This window comes from Bacillus sp. AK124, from assembly GCF_053903085.1.
Genome location: NZ_CP096378.1, coordinates 2,184,247 through 2,202,707, shown reverse-complemented (window position 1 = coordinate 2,202,707; position 18,461 = coordinate 2,184,247). Strand labels below are relative to the sequence as shown.

Here is an 18,461-nt window from a genome sequence, read left to right as displayed (position 1 = left end):
GCTCGTTTAATGAAATCCGAGTAAGTCGGTTATATTTTTAAAAGCTTCCTCGGTCAGCTCGCGATCATCAAAGTCGCTGACGGTCTTTTCTGTTTCAGTTTTGCCGAGGCAATGGTTCATCAGCTTTCTGAGATAGTACTGACAATCTTGGGAAAGCCGCTCAATGGTTTTTTTTTGAAAACGCCCTGTTTCATATGTCATGTTAACGGTCAGTTTGCCTTCGGCTACGAGTGCGCTGATATCCAGCGACTGTTCACGCTTCCAAGTGCCGGTGATATCTTCGCCGCCCCCCAAAGGAGAAAATGTAAATGCATCAAGCTGTTCTGTTTCGGTTTGCGCACGGTTTCCGATTTCAAATTGTCCTAAATAGTTAAAGGTGATATCAGGTGCTTTGCCGAATTTGATCTTTGCTTTTTCAGGCGGTGTCATATATTTGAGAACACCGTATCCAAATCCTTTATCAGGTATCCGCCTTAACGTGTCTTTTGTTATTTTTAATGCGCGGATCATATATTCTTCATGATGGTCATCCCATGTATTGGGTTCAAGTTGAAGCAATACTGGATATATGGAAGTAAACCACCCTACAGTTCGGCTGATATCGTGATGTGCCGCCTCAGATTGACGGCCATGCCCTTCAAGCGCGATTTTTAGCGCCTTTTGCGGCACCCATTGCCATATAGCGAGTACCGCTGACGCCAATAGCAGGTCTTGGGTATCCGTATTGTAAGCATTGTGCACATCTTTTAGAATCGCGTCTGTTTCTTGTTGAGCTAAAGTAAATGATACGGTGTTACGTTTTTTCAAAGCGGTTTTGTCGATATGTGTCTGATCTTTTGGCAGTGCAACTGTTTCATGTTGTTCGATGGCGCGCCAATAGTCTGCTTGCTGTAATAACCGCCGGCTTTCTGCATACTTGGCTAATTGCTCGGTATATGTCTGGAATGATGCGGTTTTTGGCGGGAGTGCTATGTCATCTCCGCGAATCGCCTGCTCATAGACGGATGCCAAGTCTTCCAGGATAATCCGCCATGATATGCCGTCGACGGCCAAGTGATGGATAGCAAGAAACAAGTCATCTCCTTCGCTTGAGCGGAAAAGCCCGACTTGCACCAGCGGCCCGTTTTCCAAGTCCATTGCTTTTTGCAGCTCACGAACTTGGTGTTTGATAATGTGTTCATGATCTTTTGGTTCGCCGGCCAGATTGAAGATTCGCAAGTTGTAAAGCTGGTCCTCTCCGATGTTCGCTGGACGATTGTACAGGCGCAAGTTCCCTTGTTCATCTTTGGCGCATATGAGCCTGAGTGCATCGTGATGGACGGTTATCGCTTTTAGCGTTTTCCTCAATGCATCTTCATCTAACGGATTTGACCGATGCAGCATAACCGACTGATTAAAATGGTGGGCTTCTTTTATATCTTGAGACAGGAACCATTTTTGCACCGGTGACCATGTCATCTCGCCTTCTACAGATGCTTGGCTGATCGGTTGTTGTGATAAACGGACATATGGCGCCAATTCTTGGATTGTCGGATGGCTGAAGATATCTTTTACGGCCAATTGCTTTCCTGATTGATGCAATCTCGCGGAGACTTGCAATGCCTTAATGGAATCTCCGCCAAGCTCAAAAAATGATTCAACAATTCCGATCTTGTCCACACCGAGCACCCCGCGCCAGATGGCAGCCAATTCTTTTTCAATATCAGTGGCCGGAGCCGTAAATGTTTGCCTAGTCTCTCCCTTGTGCGGGATCTTTGCCAGTGCGGGCTTATTCAGCTTCCCGTTTGGCATGGTAGGCAATGCATCAAGCGTTTGGAAAAACGCCGGTACCATGTAAGACGGCACTTTTTTGGCCAAAGCTTTGCGCACCATGCCGCAATCTGCGCCGTCTTCAACAACGATATAAGCGCACAGTTCCTTATGACCTGCTGCGGTAACAGAATCCACCACTGCCGCTTCTTTTACTACGGCAAGGCCGGAGAGTGCCGCTTCCACTTCTTTTATCTCGATTCGGTAGCCTCTGATTTTGACTTGTTCATCCATCCTGCCGACATACTGCAGTGTGCCGTCCGGCAGCCATTTCGCCAAATCCCCCGTCCGATACATGCGCTGATCTGGATGGAACGGATCTTGAACGAAAGCTTTTGCCGTTTGCTCAGGGAGATTGATATATCCTCTTGCAAGCCCCGGTCCTGTAATGCAAAGTTCTCCGGTGACACCGATAGGCTGCAAGTGATCTCCTTTTAAAATATAAACATTTGTATAGCCGATCGGCCGGCCGATCGTGATGTTTTCTTCTCGTTTCAATCTTCTGGCCGCAGTGGCCGTGATGCTGCTCTCTGTCGGCCCGTATTCATTGGAAATCTCTATGTCAGGGCTGAGCGAGAAACTGCGCTCCAGCAAATTCGGTTCAATCGCTTCGCCTCCTAATGTGACAAGTCGCAGTGTTTGTACATCTTCCGGCTGCAATACGTCAAGCAGTGTCCGGTATAGAATCGGAACGAGATTCATATGCGTAATGCCGTAATCGGCTAGATATTGTTTAATAGCGAGAATGTCTTTCGCTTCTTCCTCAGCCGGGATAACGGTCTGCACTCCTGATATAAGCGGCGCAAACATACTTGTGACAAATGCGTCAAAAGAAAATGAGGAAAGCTGAAGCGCGATATCATGATCATGAAATTCATAAAAAGCACTGCGCCACTGAACTGTATAAGCGACTCCTCTGTGTTCCACCATGACGCCTTTTGGATTGCCCGTCGTACCTGATGTATAAATGATATAAGCCAAATGATCAGGCCCGGAAGCAGTTAGAATAGGTGAGGTGTCCTGTTCCTGTACATCTTCAATCAGAAGCACTTCGCCTTTAAAACCATCAGGTACTTGATGAATTGCTTTTTTATCGGTGATCAGCAGCTTAGCTCCGCTGTCGGCTAATACATATTGTTTGCGCTCGTCCGGATATCCAAGATCAATTGGGACATAGGCGCCCCCTGCTTTCCAGGTTCCGAGAACGGCTGCGATCAAGCCTGGTGATTTAGGAATCATAATACCTACAGTGAGATCCGGACCAATCCCTTGATTTTGCAATGTTCTCGCTATTTTGTTGGACCATTCGTCTAATTCTTGATAAGTGAGCACCCCTTCCCGAGTGATGAGTGCAGTTGCACTCGGCGATTTTGCCGCCTGACGGGCGAATAATTCGTGAACGGTTATGTTAGGGCCGTGTTGTTCCGGCATCCTGTTAAAGTTTGTCATCAGCAGCTGTTGTTCTTTAGCTGTCAGCATGCTGATGGCAGGCAACGCTGTCTGCGGTGCGTGGACAATGTGCTGAAGCATTGTCGTGAAATGTGATGCCCAGCGTTCGATCGTATCTTGTTTAAATAAAGATGATGCATATTCAAACCGAAAGTGTATGCGTTCATCCCCTTCTGAAACTTGCAGCGTCAGATCAAACTTCGCCCCAGTTTGAGGCATATCGGCAGGCTGAATATGCAGTCCATCCAGGAAAAGCTCTTGGCGATCCATATTTTGTACGACAAGCATAGCGTCAAACAACGGATTGCGGCTCATATCACGGACGACATCAAGCCGGTCGACAAGCTCCTCAAACGGATAATTCTGATGTTCAAATGCCTCAAGTGCCGTTTCGCGGACCTCCTTTAAGAAATCGCTGAAACATTTGTTTTCTGCCGGCTGCGTTCTGATCGCCAATGTGTTGACAAACATGCCGATGACAGGTTCTAAGTCTTTGTGTGGTCTTCCGGCGATCGGCGAACCGATGATGATGTCCTCCTGTCCGCTGAGACGGGCAAGAAGCGTGCTGTACGCGGCGAGAAGAACCATATACAGGGTGCAACCGTTGTCGCGGGCGATCTTGTAAAGGCCGGCTGTTGTTTTCGCATCAAGCGTGCGGGACACTGTATCACCCGCAAAGCTTCGCACCGCCGGGCGGGCGTTGTCGGCCGGAAGCTCCAGCACCGGTAGCTCTCCGTCGAGCTGCTTCAGCCAATAGGCTTCCTGTCTGTTGTACGCCTCCCCTTGTTTGAATGCCTGTTGCCAGACGGCGTAGTCTTTATATTGAATCCGCAGCGGGTGAAGCGTCTGGCTGACGTACAGCTCGCTGAATTCGCGGATTAAGGTGCCGACAGACACCCCGTCGGAAATGATGTGATGCATGTCCACCAACAACAGGTGGCTCTCCTCCGCCTCCTTCACAAGAGCGGCGCGGAAAAGCGGCGCTTCTTGAAGCCGGAACGGACGGACAAAGTCTTCAGCCGCGGCCAATTCCATCAGCTGAAACGGGACATCATCATGAATGCGTTGAACAGGCTCGCCGTCTGCCCCGGTTTCAAACGACGTCCTGAGCGATTCGTGGCGGCGGATCAGCTGCCTGAATACTTCATCAAGCCGGGCGCGGTCGAGCGGTCCTGTCAGCTTAAGCGCCGCCGGCATATTGTAGCCGACACCGCCGTCTTCCAGCTGCTGAAGCACATACATCCGCTTTTGCGCCGAGGACACCGGATAGGTGTCCTGTTTGTCCGCCGGTTCAATCGCCGCATGCGGGCTTTCATCCAATTCCTGAATCACGACTGCGAGCTCTTCCAGTGTCGGCTTGGCGAAAATCTCCTTCAGCGGCACCTGCACGCCAAACGCTTTGGCGATGCGGGAGACGAGCGCTGTCGCTTTCAGCGAGTGGCCGCCTTGTTCGAAAAAGTGGTCGCGAATGCCGGCAGGGCCGTATTTCAGCACCTCTTCCCAAAGCTTGGCGAGCTTCATTTCCGTGATGGTTTGCGGCGCGGTGTAAGCGCGTCGTTCAGGCGCTCTGTCGGGAGCGGGCAGCGCCTTGCGGTCAAGCTTTCCGCTCGGAGTGACAGGCCACTCTTTCATCTCGATGAAGGATGAAGGCATCATGTAGGCCGGCAGGCGTTTGCCCAGCTCTGTCCTTACAGTTTGTTGATCCTGACCTTCAATATAGGCGCAAAGCTCGGTTTCCTCCCCTTCTGTCCGGGCGATAACCGCCGCTTCCCGCACGCCGTCGATCTGGCGAAGCGCCGCTTCGACTTCCCCCGGTTCGATCCGGTAGCCGCGGATTTTCACTTGACCGTCCATGCGGCCCAGCCATTCAACGGTGCCGTCCGGGAGCCATCTCGCCAGATCGCCCGTTTGATACATGCGTTCCCCTGAATAAAAGGGGTCATCGAGAAACCGTTCTTCTGTCAGCTCCGGACGGTTCAAGTAGCCCCTTGCGACGCCCGCGCCTGCGATATACAGTTCCCCTCGACAGCCGAACGGCAGAAGCTGCCGTTTTTTATTTAAAATATAGAGTCTCATATTGTGTCCTGATCGGCCGATCGGGACATGGTCAAGTGTTTTCCTTTTAGGGACATCAAAGTATGCCGCTTCTACCGTCGCTTCCGTCGGTCCGTAGGAATTTGTCAATTCCACCCTCGGCAGAAGCTCATGAAAACGGGAGACGAGGTGCGCCCCCAGCTGCTCGCCGCCTGCAAAGACTCTTTTTAAATGTCTGATGTCGGCCGGTTTTTTTCTATGATTCATATATTCCAAGAATGAGTGAAGCATAGAAGGGACAAAATGGGCGGCTGTAACTTCCTTTTCCTCCAGCGCTTTTAAGATGATTTCAGGATCTTTTTCCCCTCCTTGAGGAAGCAGATAAACAGAAGCCCCGGCGAATGGCCACCAGAACAGCTCCCATATTGAAGCATCAAACGAGTAAGACGTTTTATGCAGAATGATGTCCGAGTCGTTAAGTGAGTAGCGGGTTTGCAGTGAGTATAAAAAATTGACCACGGACCTGTGTTCCACCATGACGCCTTTTGGGCGTCCCGTTGAGCCGGATGTATAGATGATATAGGCCAAGGCATCGGGCGGTACCGGGAGATTCGGATTGACTGCCGCTTCTCCGTGATTCCCGCGCCCGCCATCTAGCGGCAAAATGGTTCCTTCAAACATCGATGGATTAGATTCTGCAAGCAAGGTCTTTGCGCCGCTGTCCTTCATTAAAAAACGGATTCGTTCTTCAGGATAGTCAGGGTCGATCGGCACGTAAGCAGCTCCCGCTTTTAAAATGCCATAAATTCCAATCAGCATATCTGGTGAACGTCTCCCCATCACGGCAATCACATCTTCCTGTTGAATACCGAGGCCAATTAGCTTCCATGCAATTTGATTGGCCCGTTCATTCAGTTCTCTGTAGGAGATAGAGACGCCATCCGCCAAAACGGCCGGACGATCAGGCGTCTTTTCTGCCTGCTGCTCGAGCTGATGATGAAGCGGCTGATCCAGTGGGAAATCCATTTTTTGCATCGGGCTGAGGTTTTGCAGAAGTGCGCTTTCTTCCTTTTTCGAAAGGATTGACAAATGGTCCAGTTCCAGCTCCGGATGCTGTGCAGCGTTTTTAGCCAACGTTTTAAAAAAATCGGCCCATTTTTGAATCGTTTTCCGTTCAAACAAATCTGTACTGTATTCAAACTGACAATATATTTGTCCGCCGCTTTCGGCCATGTACAGTGACAGGTCGAATTTAGAAATCGGGTGGCTGATATCTTTCTGCCGAAGCTCAAGCCCCTCCATCGACAATTGTTGCCGCTCCATATTTTGCAGTGCAAACGTTGTATCAAAGAGCGGATTTCGGCTCATCTCCCGCTGAACGCCGAGGCGGTCAACCAGCTCCTCTAACGGATAGTCCTGGTGTTCATAGGCTTCTAGCGCTGTTTCTCGAATGTCCTGTAAATATTGTTTGAAAGATATTCCGCTCACCGGACGTGTTCGAAAAGCCAATGTGTTCACAAACATTCCGAGCACGGATTCCAGGTCAGCATGCGGTCTGCCCGCGATCGGCGAACCGACAATGATCTCTTCCTGCCCGCTTAGCCGTGATAATAAAACGGTGTATATGCCAAGAAGCGTCATATACAGTGTGCATCTGTTTTCTCCTGCGAGCTGTTGTAAACGTGATGTAAGCTCCTGACTGATCTCGAACGTAACCCTGTCACCTGCAAAGCTTTTTGCCGGGGGCCGCGGTTTGTCCGTCGGCAATTCGAGCACTGGCAGCTCACCGGCCAGTTGTTTGAGCCAATACGATTCTTGCCGTTTGTATATGTCGCTTGTTTTGAATGTTTCTTGCCATGCTGCATAGTCTTTGTATTGAATGCGCAACGGAGCCAGTTCAAGTCCTTTATACAGCTCGCTGAATTCCTGCATGAGCAATTGGATGGAGACACCGTCTGAAATAATATGGTGCATGTCCACTAAAAGCAGATATCGTCCTTTTTCAATGGTCGCTAAGCCCGCCCTGAAAAGCGGAGCCTTTCCAAGATCAAACGGCCGGATAAATGATTCAGATGAAGATTCGTTTGAAAAAGCAAACGGCACCTTTTCATGAATCCGCTGCACCGGCTCGCCGTCGTCTCCTGCTTCGAATGATGTCCTAAGGGGTTCATGCCGGCGGATCAGTTCGCGAAATACAGCTTCCACTCTCTGTTGATCGAGCTCGCCTGTCAGCTCCAAAACGGCCGGAATGTTGTAGCTGACTCCTCCGCCATCAAGCTGGTGCAGAACATACATCCGTTTTTGTGCGGAAGAAACCAGATATGTCTCCTTCTTCTCTATTTGCTGAATCGAAGCAAACGGGTTTTCTTCCGCTTCACTGATGACTGCTGCCAACCCTTCTACGGTCGGATGGGCAAAGACATCACTTAACGGAATCTGAACGTTCCATTCTTTGGCGATGCGAGAGATGAGCGATGTTGCTTTTAAAGAATGGCCGCCCAGTTCAAAAAAGTTGTCGCGGATGCCGACCGGCCCCCTTTTCAGTAGACCTTCCCAAAGCTGTGAAAGCCTGAGCTCGTTCAAATTGCGAGGTGCGGCGTATGACTGATGCGATGCGGATGATGTCGGTTCTGGGAGGGCGCTTTTATCGACTTTTCCATTTGCTGTAAGCGGAATCGCTGGCACAGCAGTCCATTTTACTGGCATCATGTAGTCAGGGATGGCGTCGGCCAAATCATGACGCAATGCAGAAGGGTCGATCGGTTTCCGTGTGCTGTAGTATGCGCACAATTCATGTTCCCCTTCACTGTCTTTTTGAACCAGGACAACCGCTTCCTTAACAGCAGGATGATTTGCCAATGTCACCTCTATTTCCTTAGGTTCGACCCGGTAGCCCCTGATTTTCACTTGATCATCCGTCCGGCCGATATAGTCCATTTGTCCGTCTGCACGAAGCCTTGCTATATCTCCTGTTCGATACATGACGGCTCCCGCTCTGAATGGATCGGGCAAAAATTTCTGTTTTGTCAAGATTGGATTATTGACATATCCTCTCCCGACGCTCGCGCCTGATATATAAAGCTCTCCTGCTACACCGCAGGGCTGAAGTCGTTTGTATTTGTCAAGGATATACATGGCGTTATGGCTGATCGGTTTTCCGATCGGCGGAGAACCCGGGATGTCGTCCTCAGGATGAATGGTGCATGTCGAGACGACATGGGTTTCCGCCGGGCCGTAATGATTATGCAAGTGTATGCCGTGCCGCTTGAGCAATGCCTTAAAAATATGCGAGACCGTCAATTGCTCCCCCGCAGTGATGACATGCTTCACACAGTTTGGATAGTGGTTCGCATAGTGTTCCTCATTAAAAAGCATCTTCACAAAAGCCGTCGGGAAAAAGACGACTTCTGTTCGCTGTGTATTGATCAACAAAAACAACTGAGCTGGGTCGCGCTTGATTGATTCAGGCGCGATGCAAAGCGTGCCGCCGCTAAGCAAAGTTGTAAACAATTCTTGATAGCAGACGTCAAACGCACAAGATGCATACTGGAGCACATTTGTTTTGAAATCAATACGTGAGTTTTCAAATTGGTCATGAAGCAAATTGGCCATATTTCGATGTTCAAATAAAACTCCCTTCGGCTTCCCCGTTGTTCCAGATGTATACATGATGTAAAGCAAATCTTCCGCAGTGTTTACCGTCTCGACATTGCTTCCGTCGCTTTCCGCATCTGCTTCTTCTATGAATGTCACAGATCGTTTTGTTGCGGCTGACTTTGCTAAAGCCGCCACATGATGCTGTGATACTATGTGCTGACAGCCGCTGTTTTCTATGCAATAGCGAATGCGTTCGGCAGGATGGCTCAGGTCAATCGGAACAAATGCCGCGCCCGCTTTTAAAATGCCGAGTACTCCCGCCGCTAATGCGGGAGAACGTTCGACCATGATCGCGACCGGCTCCTGGCGTTTGACATCCCGTTTTCGGAGAAGGCGTGCAAGTTTGTTGGCCATTTCATTCAGCTCTTTATAAGTGATCGACTGCCCTTCATAGTGAATTGCTTTTTCATCAGGGAATTGTGCCGCCTGACGTTCGAACATCGACTGGATCGTTTCATATTCACGCTGTTTAGTCTCTATTTTCAACGTGCTGAGCAGGTCTTTTTGTTCCTGATGTGTTGTGATCGTCAATTCCTCCGGGGTCAAATTCGGATTTTCCAGCACTTGTGCGATGATATGCTGCAAATGGCCTTTAACGCTTTCGATGAAAGAACGTTCATGAATGCCGGAATCAAATCTCATTTTGAGATGAATGTTTTCACCTGGTGCCACCATGAGATAAAAGCTGTAGTTGGTCTCGTCTTCCATGTTGAAATCATGAATGCGAAACAGATCCTCTGCATCTTGTCCACTGTTCAGCAGTGCGATTTCTTTTTCAACAGGATAATTTTCAAAAACAAGAATATGGTCGATTAAGCCTTGTTTGACGGTGGATTCCGCCTGTATCTCATAGAGCGGGTGGTAGCTGTACGGCTGCCCATTGAGCGCATCTTTTTGCACTTGTTTAATCAGTTTCACAAAAGGCACTTTTGTACCGGTAACACGCACCGGTACCGTGTTAATGAAAAGGCCGATCATCCGCTCTATCCCTGCAATTTCAGCCGGCCTGCCGGAAATAACCGAACCGAAAACCGCATCATCCGTCTGGTTATAAGCTTGCAGCAACATTCCCCAAAGCGTGTGAAAAATGGTGCTCAATGTGACTTCTTCCTTTGCGGCCAGCTCTTTCAGCTTATCCGTAACTGTTTTAGAAAGGGAAAAGGTGACTTCTTCTTGTCTGCTTTTGGCGCCCGCTTTTTTTTGCTGCGGCAGCCGGCTCTGTTGGTCATATCCTTCAAGATAACCCTCCCAGTACCGGGCGGCGGCTTCTTTGTCCTGCTCCATCAGCCATTGAATATAAGTTCTGTAAGGCACAGCAGGCTCAAGCTTTAATGGTGTTTGGTGCAAATGGGAAGCGTATATATGGAAAAACTCCTTCAGGACAATCCCGAGGCACCAGCCGTCCATAATGATGTGATGGAAGCTCCATATGCATGTAAATTCGCGTTCCCCTGTTTTAAAAAGAATGACGCGCATCAATCCATCTTTTTGCAAATGAAATCCTTTGGCTCTGTCTGTTTTTTTGACGTCATCGATCAATCTAAGCTGGCCGGATCGATCCAAATGAGTCAGATCTTTTTCTTCAACGGTGATCGTCCGTTCTTTTAAGACGACCTGCTGCGGAACGGATACATTTTGACTGATAAAAATCGTTCTGAAAATATCGTGCCGGGCGCACAGAGCAGTGATGCTTTTCTGAAAAATGTCTGTGTCAACCTTTCCTGTCATTGAAAATGAGGCTTGTTCGACGTATGCCTGTGTGTCCTTGTTAAGAAGGGTGTGAAATAGCATGCCTTCCTGCATATAAGAAAGCGGATAAATATCCTGAATCTCATGTTTTTTTGTCATATTTTTTCCCTGCCTCCTGTTCCTACAGTTCCTCGACAAAGCTCGCAATATTGTCCAAATCTTCCGCTGTTAACGATTGGCTGCTAAAATCGCTGACCGTTTTCTCTGTTTCTTGTTTATGTGCGCAATGTTTGATGATTTGGTGCAAATTATGTTTCACCATGTGCAGCAGCTGTTTCATTGTTGTTTTATGGAACCGGCTTGGCGGATAGCTCAAATTGAAATGCAGCTGATTTTGCCTTACCATGGCGCTCATTTCCAGCGTTTGCTCACGCTGCCATGTAGGTGTAATGTCTTTCCCGCTTGCAAGCCCCGAAAAGCTGAACTTTTGTTGGCGTTCTGTATCATTGAATTGCCCTAAATAATTAAAACCGATTTCAGGCGCTTTGCTGAACTGGATTGTTTTGTTTTCAGAGGATGTTAAATATTTCAAAATGCCGTATCCCATTCCTTTGTCCGGTATTCTGCCGAGTGTATCTTTGACTGTTTTCACTGCCAGCCCCAACTCGCCTTCGGCTGCATGTAAATCAATCAACACAGGATATATTGTGGTAAACCAGCCGACTGTCCGGCTGATATCCAATTCAGGAAGGGTGTGATCTCTCCCATGTCCTTCCATCGCGATCCGCAGTTTCCTCTCTCCCATCCAATCACACAGGGCTAATGATGCTGCCGTCAGCAGAATATCCTGGGTGTCTGTGTTGTAGGCGTTGTTAACCTTGTGGATTAAAACGTGTGTGTCTTCTTCGGAAAGGGTAAAGCTTTCCGTTTTCCGAATGTTGTCCGCAGCGCTATGCGGTTTTTCACAAGAAAGTAAAGCGGCTTTTTCTTTTTCAACAGTGCGCCAATACGATTGTTCGCGAATGACCTTGCTGCTCTCTGCGTATTCGGCAAGCCGGTTTGCGAAATATTGGTATGAGTCCGTTTTCCGCGGAAGCTGAACCGGTTGTCCTGCGGCCGCCTGACTGTATGCTGCCGATAAATCCTCAAGCAAAATCCGCCATGAGACCCCGTCGACGACCAAATGATGAATGGTGAGAAATAAATAAGTTCCCGACATTGTGTTGAACAAGCCTGCTTTTAGCAGTGGGCCTGTTTGCAAATGGATACTGCGCTGCAAATCAGCGACTTCGTCTTCAATCAGCTTCTCCCATTGTGCCGTTTTAGAAAGGTCTCTTATGTTCAGGCTGTAAAGTTCTCCATGAATTCCCCTGTTAAATTGCTGCAGCTGGCCGCCGTCATCGATGATTGTCATGCGGAGGGCATCATGATGGATGACAAGATGCTGTAAAGCTGTTCGCAGCGGCTGTTCCTGAAATCCTTCTGAGCTATGAAGCATGACAGATTGGTTGAAATGCTGCCTCTCTTCAATATGCTGTGCGAGGAACCAGCGCTGAACGGGCGTCCAAGGTACTTCTCCTTCAATCGGCCGCTGATCTATATTTCTCTCAGTCTTGCGGATGAGAGGTGCGGCTTCTTTAATAGTTGGATGGCGGAATAAGTCGCCTGCCGTGATTTTCAAGTCAAACCGTCCAAGGCGCGCAGATACTTGGAGGGCTTTAATCGAATCGCCTCCCAGTTCAAAAAACGAATCCTCAATCCCGACTTTTTCAACGCCGAGCACCTCTTGCCAGATCACGGCAAGCCGTTCCTCCAGCTGGTTGCGCGGAGGGGCGTATGCTGTGTTGATTGCTGTGGTCTCCGGCTCAGGCAGCGCTCTTCTGTCGAGCTTTCCGTTTTGTGTCAGAGGCAAGGCGGCAAGCTCAACCAAATGCGCCGGGATCATAAACCCGGGCAATTGCTGAGAAAGAAGGGATCTGACTTTCTCGATATTCATTTCCGCTTGCAGACTCATATAGGCAAGGAGTTCTTTATGTCCTGAGGGACCGGTTCGCACGATGACGGCGGCTTCTTTGACACCGTCAATCTGCCGCAATGCTGCTTCAATTTCTCCCAGCTCAATCCTGTAGCCGCGAATTTTTACTTGATCATCCATCCGGCCGATATATTCAATCGACCCATCCTTCAGCCAGCGGGCCAAATCACCGGTCCGGTACATTCGTTCACCAGGTGTGAAGGGATTTGGCACAAATTTTTCTTTCGTCAGTTCAGGTCTCCCGAAGTAGCCTCTGGCTAGCCCGTCTCCGCCAACGCATAATTCTCCGATGACACCCATGGGCTGCAATCTCCCGCGGCTGTTGACAATATAAGCGGTTGAATTAGCGATTGGGCGGCCGATCGGAATAGAATGCTTATACTCGTGTTCAATCCGGAAGCACGTTGAGAATGTTGTGTTTTCCGTTGGGCCGTAGCCATTCCATAGCGCGAGATTCGGCGCCGTGTTGCGAACGCGATTGACATGGTTTGGCGACAGGGCTTCTCCGCCGAGAATCAATCTGGACAGGTCGGAAAATGTTCGTTCATTTTGTTCTGATAATTGATTAAATAAGGATGATGTCAGCCATAAAGTCGTGATGCCGTTCTGCTGTATGAATGTCTTGAGCCGATCGGAATCTAAATAAGTTTCCTTGTCACTGATGTATAAACATGCCCCGTTTAATAGCGGTCCGAATACTTCAAATGTCATCGCGTCAAATCCCAATGACGCTGTCAATAAAATCCTGTCTTCAGGTGAAAATGCCATATCGCTGTTTTTTACGAGACGGACGACGCCGCGCTGTTCAACCATTACGCCTTTTGGCGTGCCGGTTGATCCGGATGTATACATGATATAAGCGAGAGAATCAGGACCGCCCTGCTGTTCGGGACTGTTTGCTGAAATGCCGACCTCAAGCTGGATGTCTTCTATGAATAACCGTTTTCCTGCCATATGAGATTCTAATCGATCTGATTGGAGGAGCATCACAGCATTGCTGTCAGACAACATCCATTCCAGCCGTTCTGTCGGCATGTCTTCAGTGACGGGAAGATAGGCTCCGCCGGCTTTTAAAATACCTAGAATTCCGACCGCAAGTTCAGGGGTGCGACTTGTTAATAGTGCGACAACACTTTCTGAACCGACGCCATTTGCTCGAAGCGCAGCGGCTATTCTGTTGGCGCGTTCGTTTAGTTCACGGTAAGTCAAGGTTTGCCTGTCATATATAACGGCCGGGGCGTGAGGTGTTTTGGCTGCTTGATATTCAAATAAACGGCTGATCGTTTCGTGTTTCGGGTAGTTTTGTTTTGTCTGATTAAATGTGTGAATGAATGAGCTTGTCTCATGTTCATCTAATACATGGATATCTCCGAGATGAATGTTCTGATGTTCGATCACATGATGGAGAATATGAATATAGTAGGAAAGCCATTTCTTGATCGTTTGTTTTTGATAGATGTCTGTATTGAATTCAACATCAAAACGGATTGTCTCTTGATCTTCTTCAGCTGCATAAAGAGTCATATCAAACTTAGAGACTTTATGGGCGTCATGAGCTATAGTCGTCAAATGCAAGTCATGCAGAGTCAGTGATTCCCGCTCCATATTTTGCAGAGCGAACATAACGTCAAACAGCGGATTGCGGCTCATATCACGGACGACATCAAGCCGGTCGACAAGCTCTTCAAACGGATAATCCTGATGCTCGAACGCCTCAAGCGCCGTTTCGCGGACCTCCTTTAAGAAATCGCTGAAACATTTGTTTTCTGCCGGCTGCGTTCTGATCGCCAATGTGTTGACAAACATCCCGATGACAGGTTCTAAGTCTTTGTGCGGCCTTCCGGCGATCGGTGAACCGATGATGATATCCTCCTGTCCGCTGAGACGGGAAAGAAGCGTGCTGTACGCGGCGAGAAGAACCATATACAGGGTGCAGCCGTTGTCGCGGGCGATCTTGTAAAGGCCGGCTGTTGTTTTCGCATCAAGCGTGCGGGACACTGTATCACCCGCAAAGCTTCGCACCGCCGGGCGGGCGTTGTCGGCCGGAAGCTCAAGCACCGGCAGCTCTCCGTCGAGCTGCTTCAGCCAATAGGCTTCCTGTCTGTTGTACGCCTCCCCTTGTTTGAATGCCTGTTGCCAGACGGCGTAGTCTTTATATTGAATCCGCAGCGGGGCAAGCGTCCGGCTGGCGTACAGCTCGCTGAATTCGTGGATTAAAGTGCCGACAGACACCCCGTCGGAAATGATGTGATGCATGTCCACCAACAACAGGTGGCTCTCCTCCGCTTCCTTCACAAGAGCGGCGCGGAAAAGCGGCGCTTCTTGAAGCCGGAACGGACGGACAAAGTCTTCAGCCGCGGCCAATTCCATCAGCTGAAACGGGACATCATCATGGATGCGCTGGACAGGCTCGCCGTCTACCCCGGTTTCAAACGACGTCCTGAGCGATTCGTGGCGGCGGATCAGCTGCCTGAATACTTCATCAAGCCGGGCGCGGTCGAGCGGTCCTGTCAGCTTAAGCGCCGCCGGCATATTGTAGCCGACACCGCCGTCTTCCAGCTGCTGAAGGACATACATCCGCTTTTGCGCCGAGGACACCGGGTAGGTGTCCTGTTTTTCTGCCGGTTCAATCGCCGCATGCGGGCTTTCATCCAATTCCTGAATCACGGCTGCGAGCTCTTCCAGTGTCGGCTTGGCGAAAATCTCCTTCAGCGGCACTTGCACGCCAAACGCTTTGGCGATGCGGGAGACGAGCGCAGTCGCTTTCAGCGAGTGGCCGCCTTGTTCAAAAAAGTGGTCGCGAGTGCCGGCAGGGCCGTATTTCAGCACCTCTTCCCAAAGCTTGGCGAGCTTCATTTCCGTGATGGTTTGCGGCGCGGTGTAAGCGCGTCGTTCAGCCGCTCCGTCGGGAGCGGGCAGCGCCTTGCGGTCAAGCTTTCCGCTCGGTGTGACAGGCCAGTCACGCATCTCGATGAATGATGAAGGCATCATATAGGCCGGCAGGCGTTTGCCCAGTTCTGTCCTTGCGGTCTTTTGATCCTGACCTTCAATATAGGCGCAAAGCTCGGTTTCCTCCCCTTCTGTCCGGGCGACAACCGCCGCTTCCCGCACGCCGTCGATCTGGCGAAGCGCCGCTTCGACTTCTCCCGGTTCGATTCGGTAGCCGCGGATTTTCACTTGGCCGTCCATGCGGCCCAGCCATTCAACGGTGCCATCCGGGAGCCATCTCGCCAGATCGCCCGTTTGATACATGCGTTCCCCTCGATAAAACGGGTCATCGAGAAACCGTTCTTCTGTCAGCTCCGGACGGTTCAAATAGCCCCTTGCGACACCCGCGCCTGCGATATACAGTTCTCCGGCCACCCCTATGGGCTGGACAGCTTTCTCACTGTCTAAAATATAAAGACGGGCTCCCGGTACAGGTTTTCCGATCGGAAGCCGCATCCGTTCCCTGTCTTTTTCGTGGTCGTATCGAAAAAATGCGGCATCCACCGTAGCTTCTGTCGGCCCGTAGCCGTGAATGACCGCAGTCTCCGGCAAAGACCGGGCAAATCGGGCGGCTGTCTGGGGAGCGAGCGCTTCACCTCCGGCGAATACGCGTTTCAAGGTTTTCGCAAGGCTTGTCCTTTTCTCCTCTGTTTCCATCTCGACCTGGTCTAAAAAGCTGTTGGCCATCGCCGGGATAAAATGCGCCGTTGTCACTCCTTCGTTTGTGAAGGCTTCTGTCATTAAAGCGGGATCTTTCTCCCAGCCCTGCGGAAGCAAATACATGGAGGCGCCGGGAATCATCCACCAAAACAACTGCCAGATCGAAGCATCAAATGAAAACGATGACTTGAGCACGATGACATCATCTTCAGTTAATGGGAACTGGCGCTGCATCCCGGACAAAAAGGCGGCAGCCTGTCGGTGCTCAACCGCGACGCCCTTCGGTGTCCCGGTTGAACCGGATGTATAGATGACATAGGCGAGTGAGCCGCCATCTGTATGAACGCAAACCGATTCGGTCTCCGCTGTCTCCGCTTGAAACGATGACAGGTTGACTTCAAGCGTCTCACCGGCAAAACCGGAGACGGACAAACCCGGCCCTGTGACGAGAAGCTTGGCGCCGCTGTCGGCGAGCATGTATCTGAGCCGTTCTTCAGGATAGTCTGGATCAAGCGGCACGTAAGCGCCGCCGGCTTTCAAAACAGCCAGCACCGCGATTACCATCTCTGGTGAACGGTCAGCGAGCACGCCGACCACACTTTCTTTGGCAACGCCTTTTTTCTTCAACCGGACAGCGAGCTGATTGGTATACTGATCAAGCTCTCGATATGTTAAGGTACCACCGGAAAAACGAAGCGCCGGCATGTTCGGCGACAGAGCTGCACGGCGGGTGAAAAAGCTATGCAGCGTCGGCGCTAAAGGTGCAGCGGGCTCTGTTTGATTGAATTCGTACAGCATCTTTTTGGCAGTTTCTTCGCCAAGCAATGCAATTTGTGCGATTTGTTGATTGGGATCAGCGATGACAGAGCCTATGATATGGCGTAAATACAGTTCGATTTTTTTCATCATGGCTGGATCATACAGTCCGATATCAAAATTTATGCGAATATAAAGCGAGCTTCCCGGAATGATTTTAATGCTGCATCCATAGTTGGTAACTTCATCCATATCGAAATCATCGACTGTGAAATCGAATGCATCAGCTTGATTCAGACTTTCAATTTCGCGCTGGGCCGGTATGTTTTCAAATACGACAATATGGTCAAACAGCTCATGTTTCAGCGTGCTTTGCGCCTGAATATCATATAAAGGATAATAACTGTACGCTTCCGCTTTCAGTGACTCCTGTTGCAAGTGGCTGACCAATGTCAAAAAGGACTCCGGCCCGCTTTGGACCCGGACGGGAATGGTATTAATGAAAAGCCCGACCATTTTTTCTACGTCCTCAAGATCAGACGGCCTCCCGGAAATAACGGAACCGAAGACTGCGTCATCACAGCGGTTGATCTTTTGCAGAATGATTCCCCATAATGCCTGAAAAACCGTATTCAGCGTCGCGCCTGCTTGCAAGGCCAATTTTCGCAGCCCTTCAGTCTGTTCTTTAGATAGGGTAAATGCCATCTGCTCAAGCTTTCCTTTTGAGGATGATGATGTTTTGGGCAGTGATGCGGTTTGTTTGACATCGACAAGCCTTGTTTTCCAAAAGGCTTCAGCTTCTTTTCGATCCTGTCGCATCAGCCATTTAATATACTTGCTGAACGGCTGAACCGGTTCAAAATCAGGAAGCTGCCCTTTTCCTAAAGCCTTGTAAATCGCAAGAAATTCTTTCATCACAATACCAAAGCACCAGCCATCCATTAAAATGTGATGATGGCTCCAAATACAATGATATTGTTCGTGTGCCCTTTTTAAGATAGATACTCTCATAAGAGGGTCTGTTTGCAGATCAAATCCTTTTTTCTTGTCGTCATGTTCGAATTGATCGACAAATGTTTCTTTAGCCGCCTCGTCCAGATGAGAAATATCAACAAATTGAAGGCGGCTTTGCCGCTCTTTTAACACGACTTGGCGCGGCTTTGCCACATTTTTGTGTATAAACGCAGTGCGGAAAATATCATAGCGTTCAATCAGCGCGTCTAAACTTTTTTGAAACCGTTCTGTATCAAGCGAGCCGTTTATCGTAAATGATGCCTGTTCAAAGTAGGCTCTAGATTCCTGATCCAATAGCGAGTGAAACAGCATGCCCTCCTGCATAAAAGATAAAGGATAGATATCTTGTATTTCCGGTTGCTGCACCATC

2 protein-coding genes are annotated in these 18,461 nt (G+C 49.6%); both read right to left on the bottom strand.

The window, feature by feature from the left end:
• Nucleotides 1-6 precede the first annotated feature (6 nt).
• A complete protein-coding gene (locus tag M1E06_RS10970) occupies nucleotides 7-10,797 on the bottom strand; it encodes a non-ribosomal peptide synthetase (protein ID WP_080131410.1) in 10,791 nt (3,596 codons plus the stop codon).
• 22 nt (nucleotides 10,798-10,819) lie between these two features.
• Nucleotides 10,820-18,460, bottom strand: coding sequence for an amino acid adenylation domain-containing protein (locus M1E06_RS10965; RefSeq protein WP_456270554.1), 7,641 nt, complete (start codon nucleotides 18,458-18,460; stop codon nucleotides 10,820-10,822).
• Between the last annotated feature and the right edge of the window lies 1 nt (nucleotide 18,461).

What these genes read in the sequence shown, in the direction of transcription:
- M1E06_RS10970 (WP_080131410.1), bottom strand. Translation starts at nt 10,797, where the DNA reads ATGACAAAAAAACATGAGATTCAGGATATTTATCCGCTTTCTTATATG.
- M1E06_RS10965 (WP_456270554.1), bottom strand. Translation starts at nt 18,460, where the DNA reads ATGGTGCAGCAACCGGAAATACAAGATATCTATCCTTTATCTTTTATG.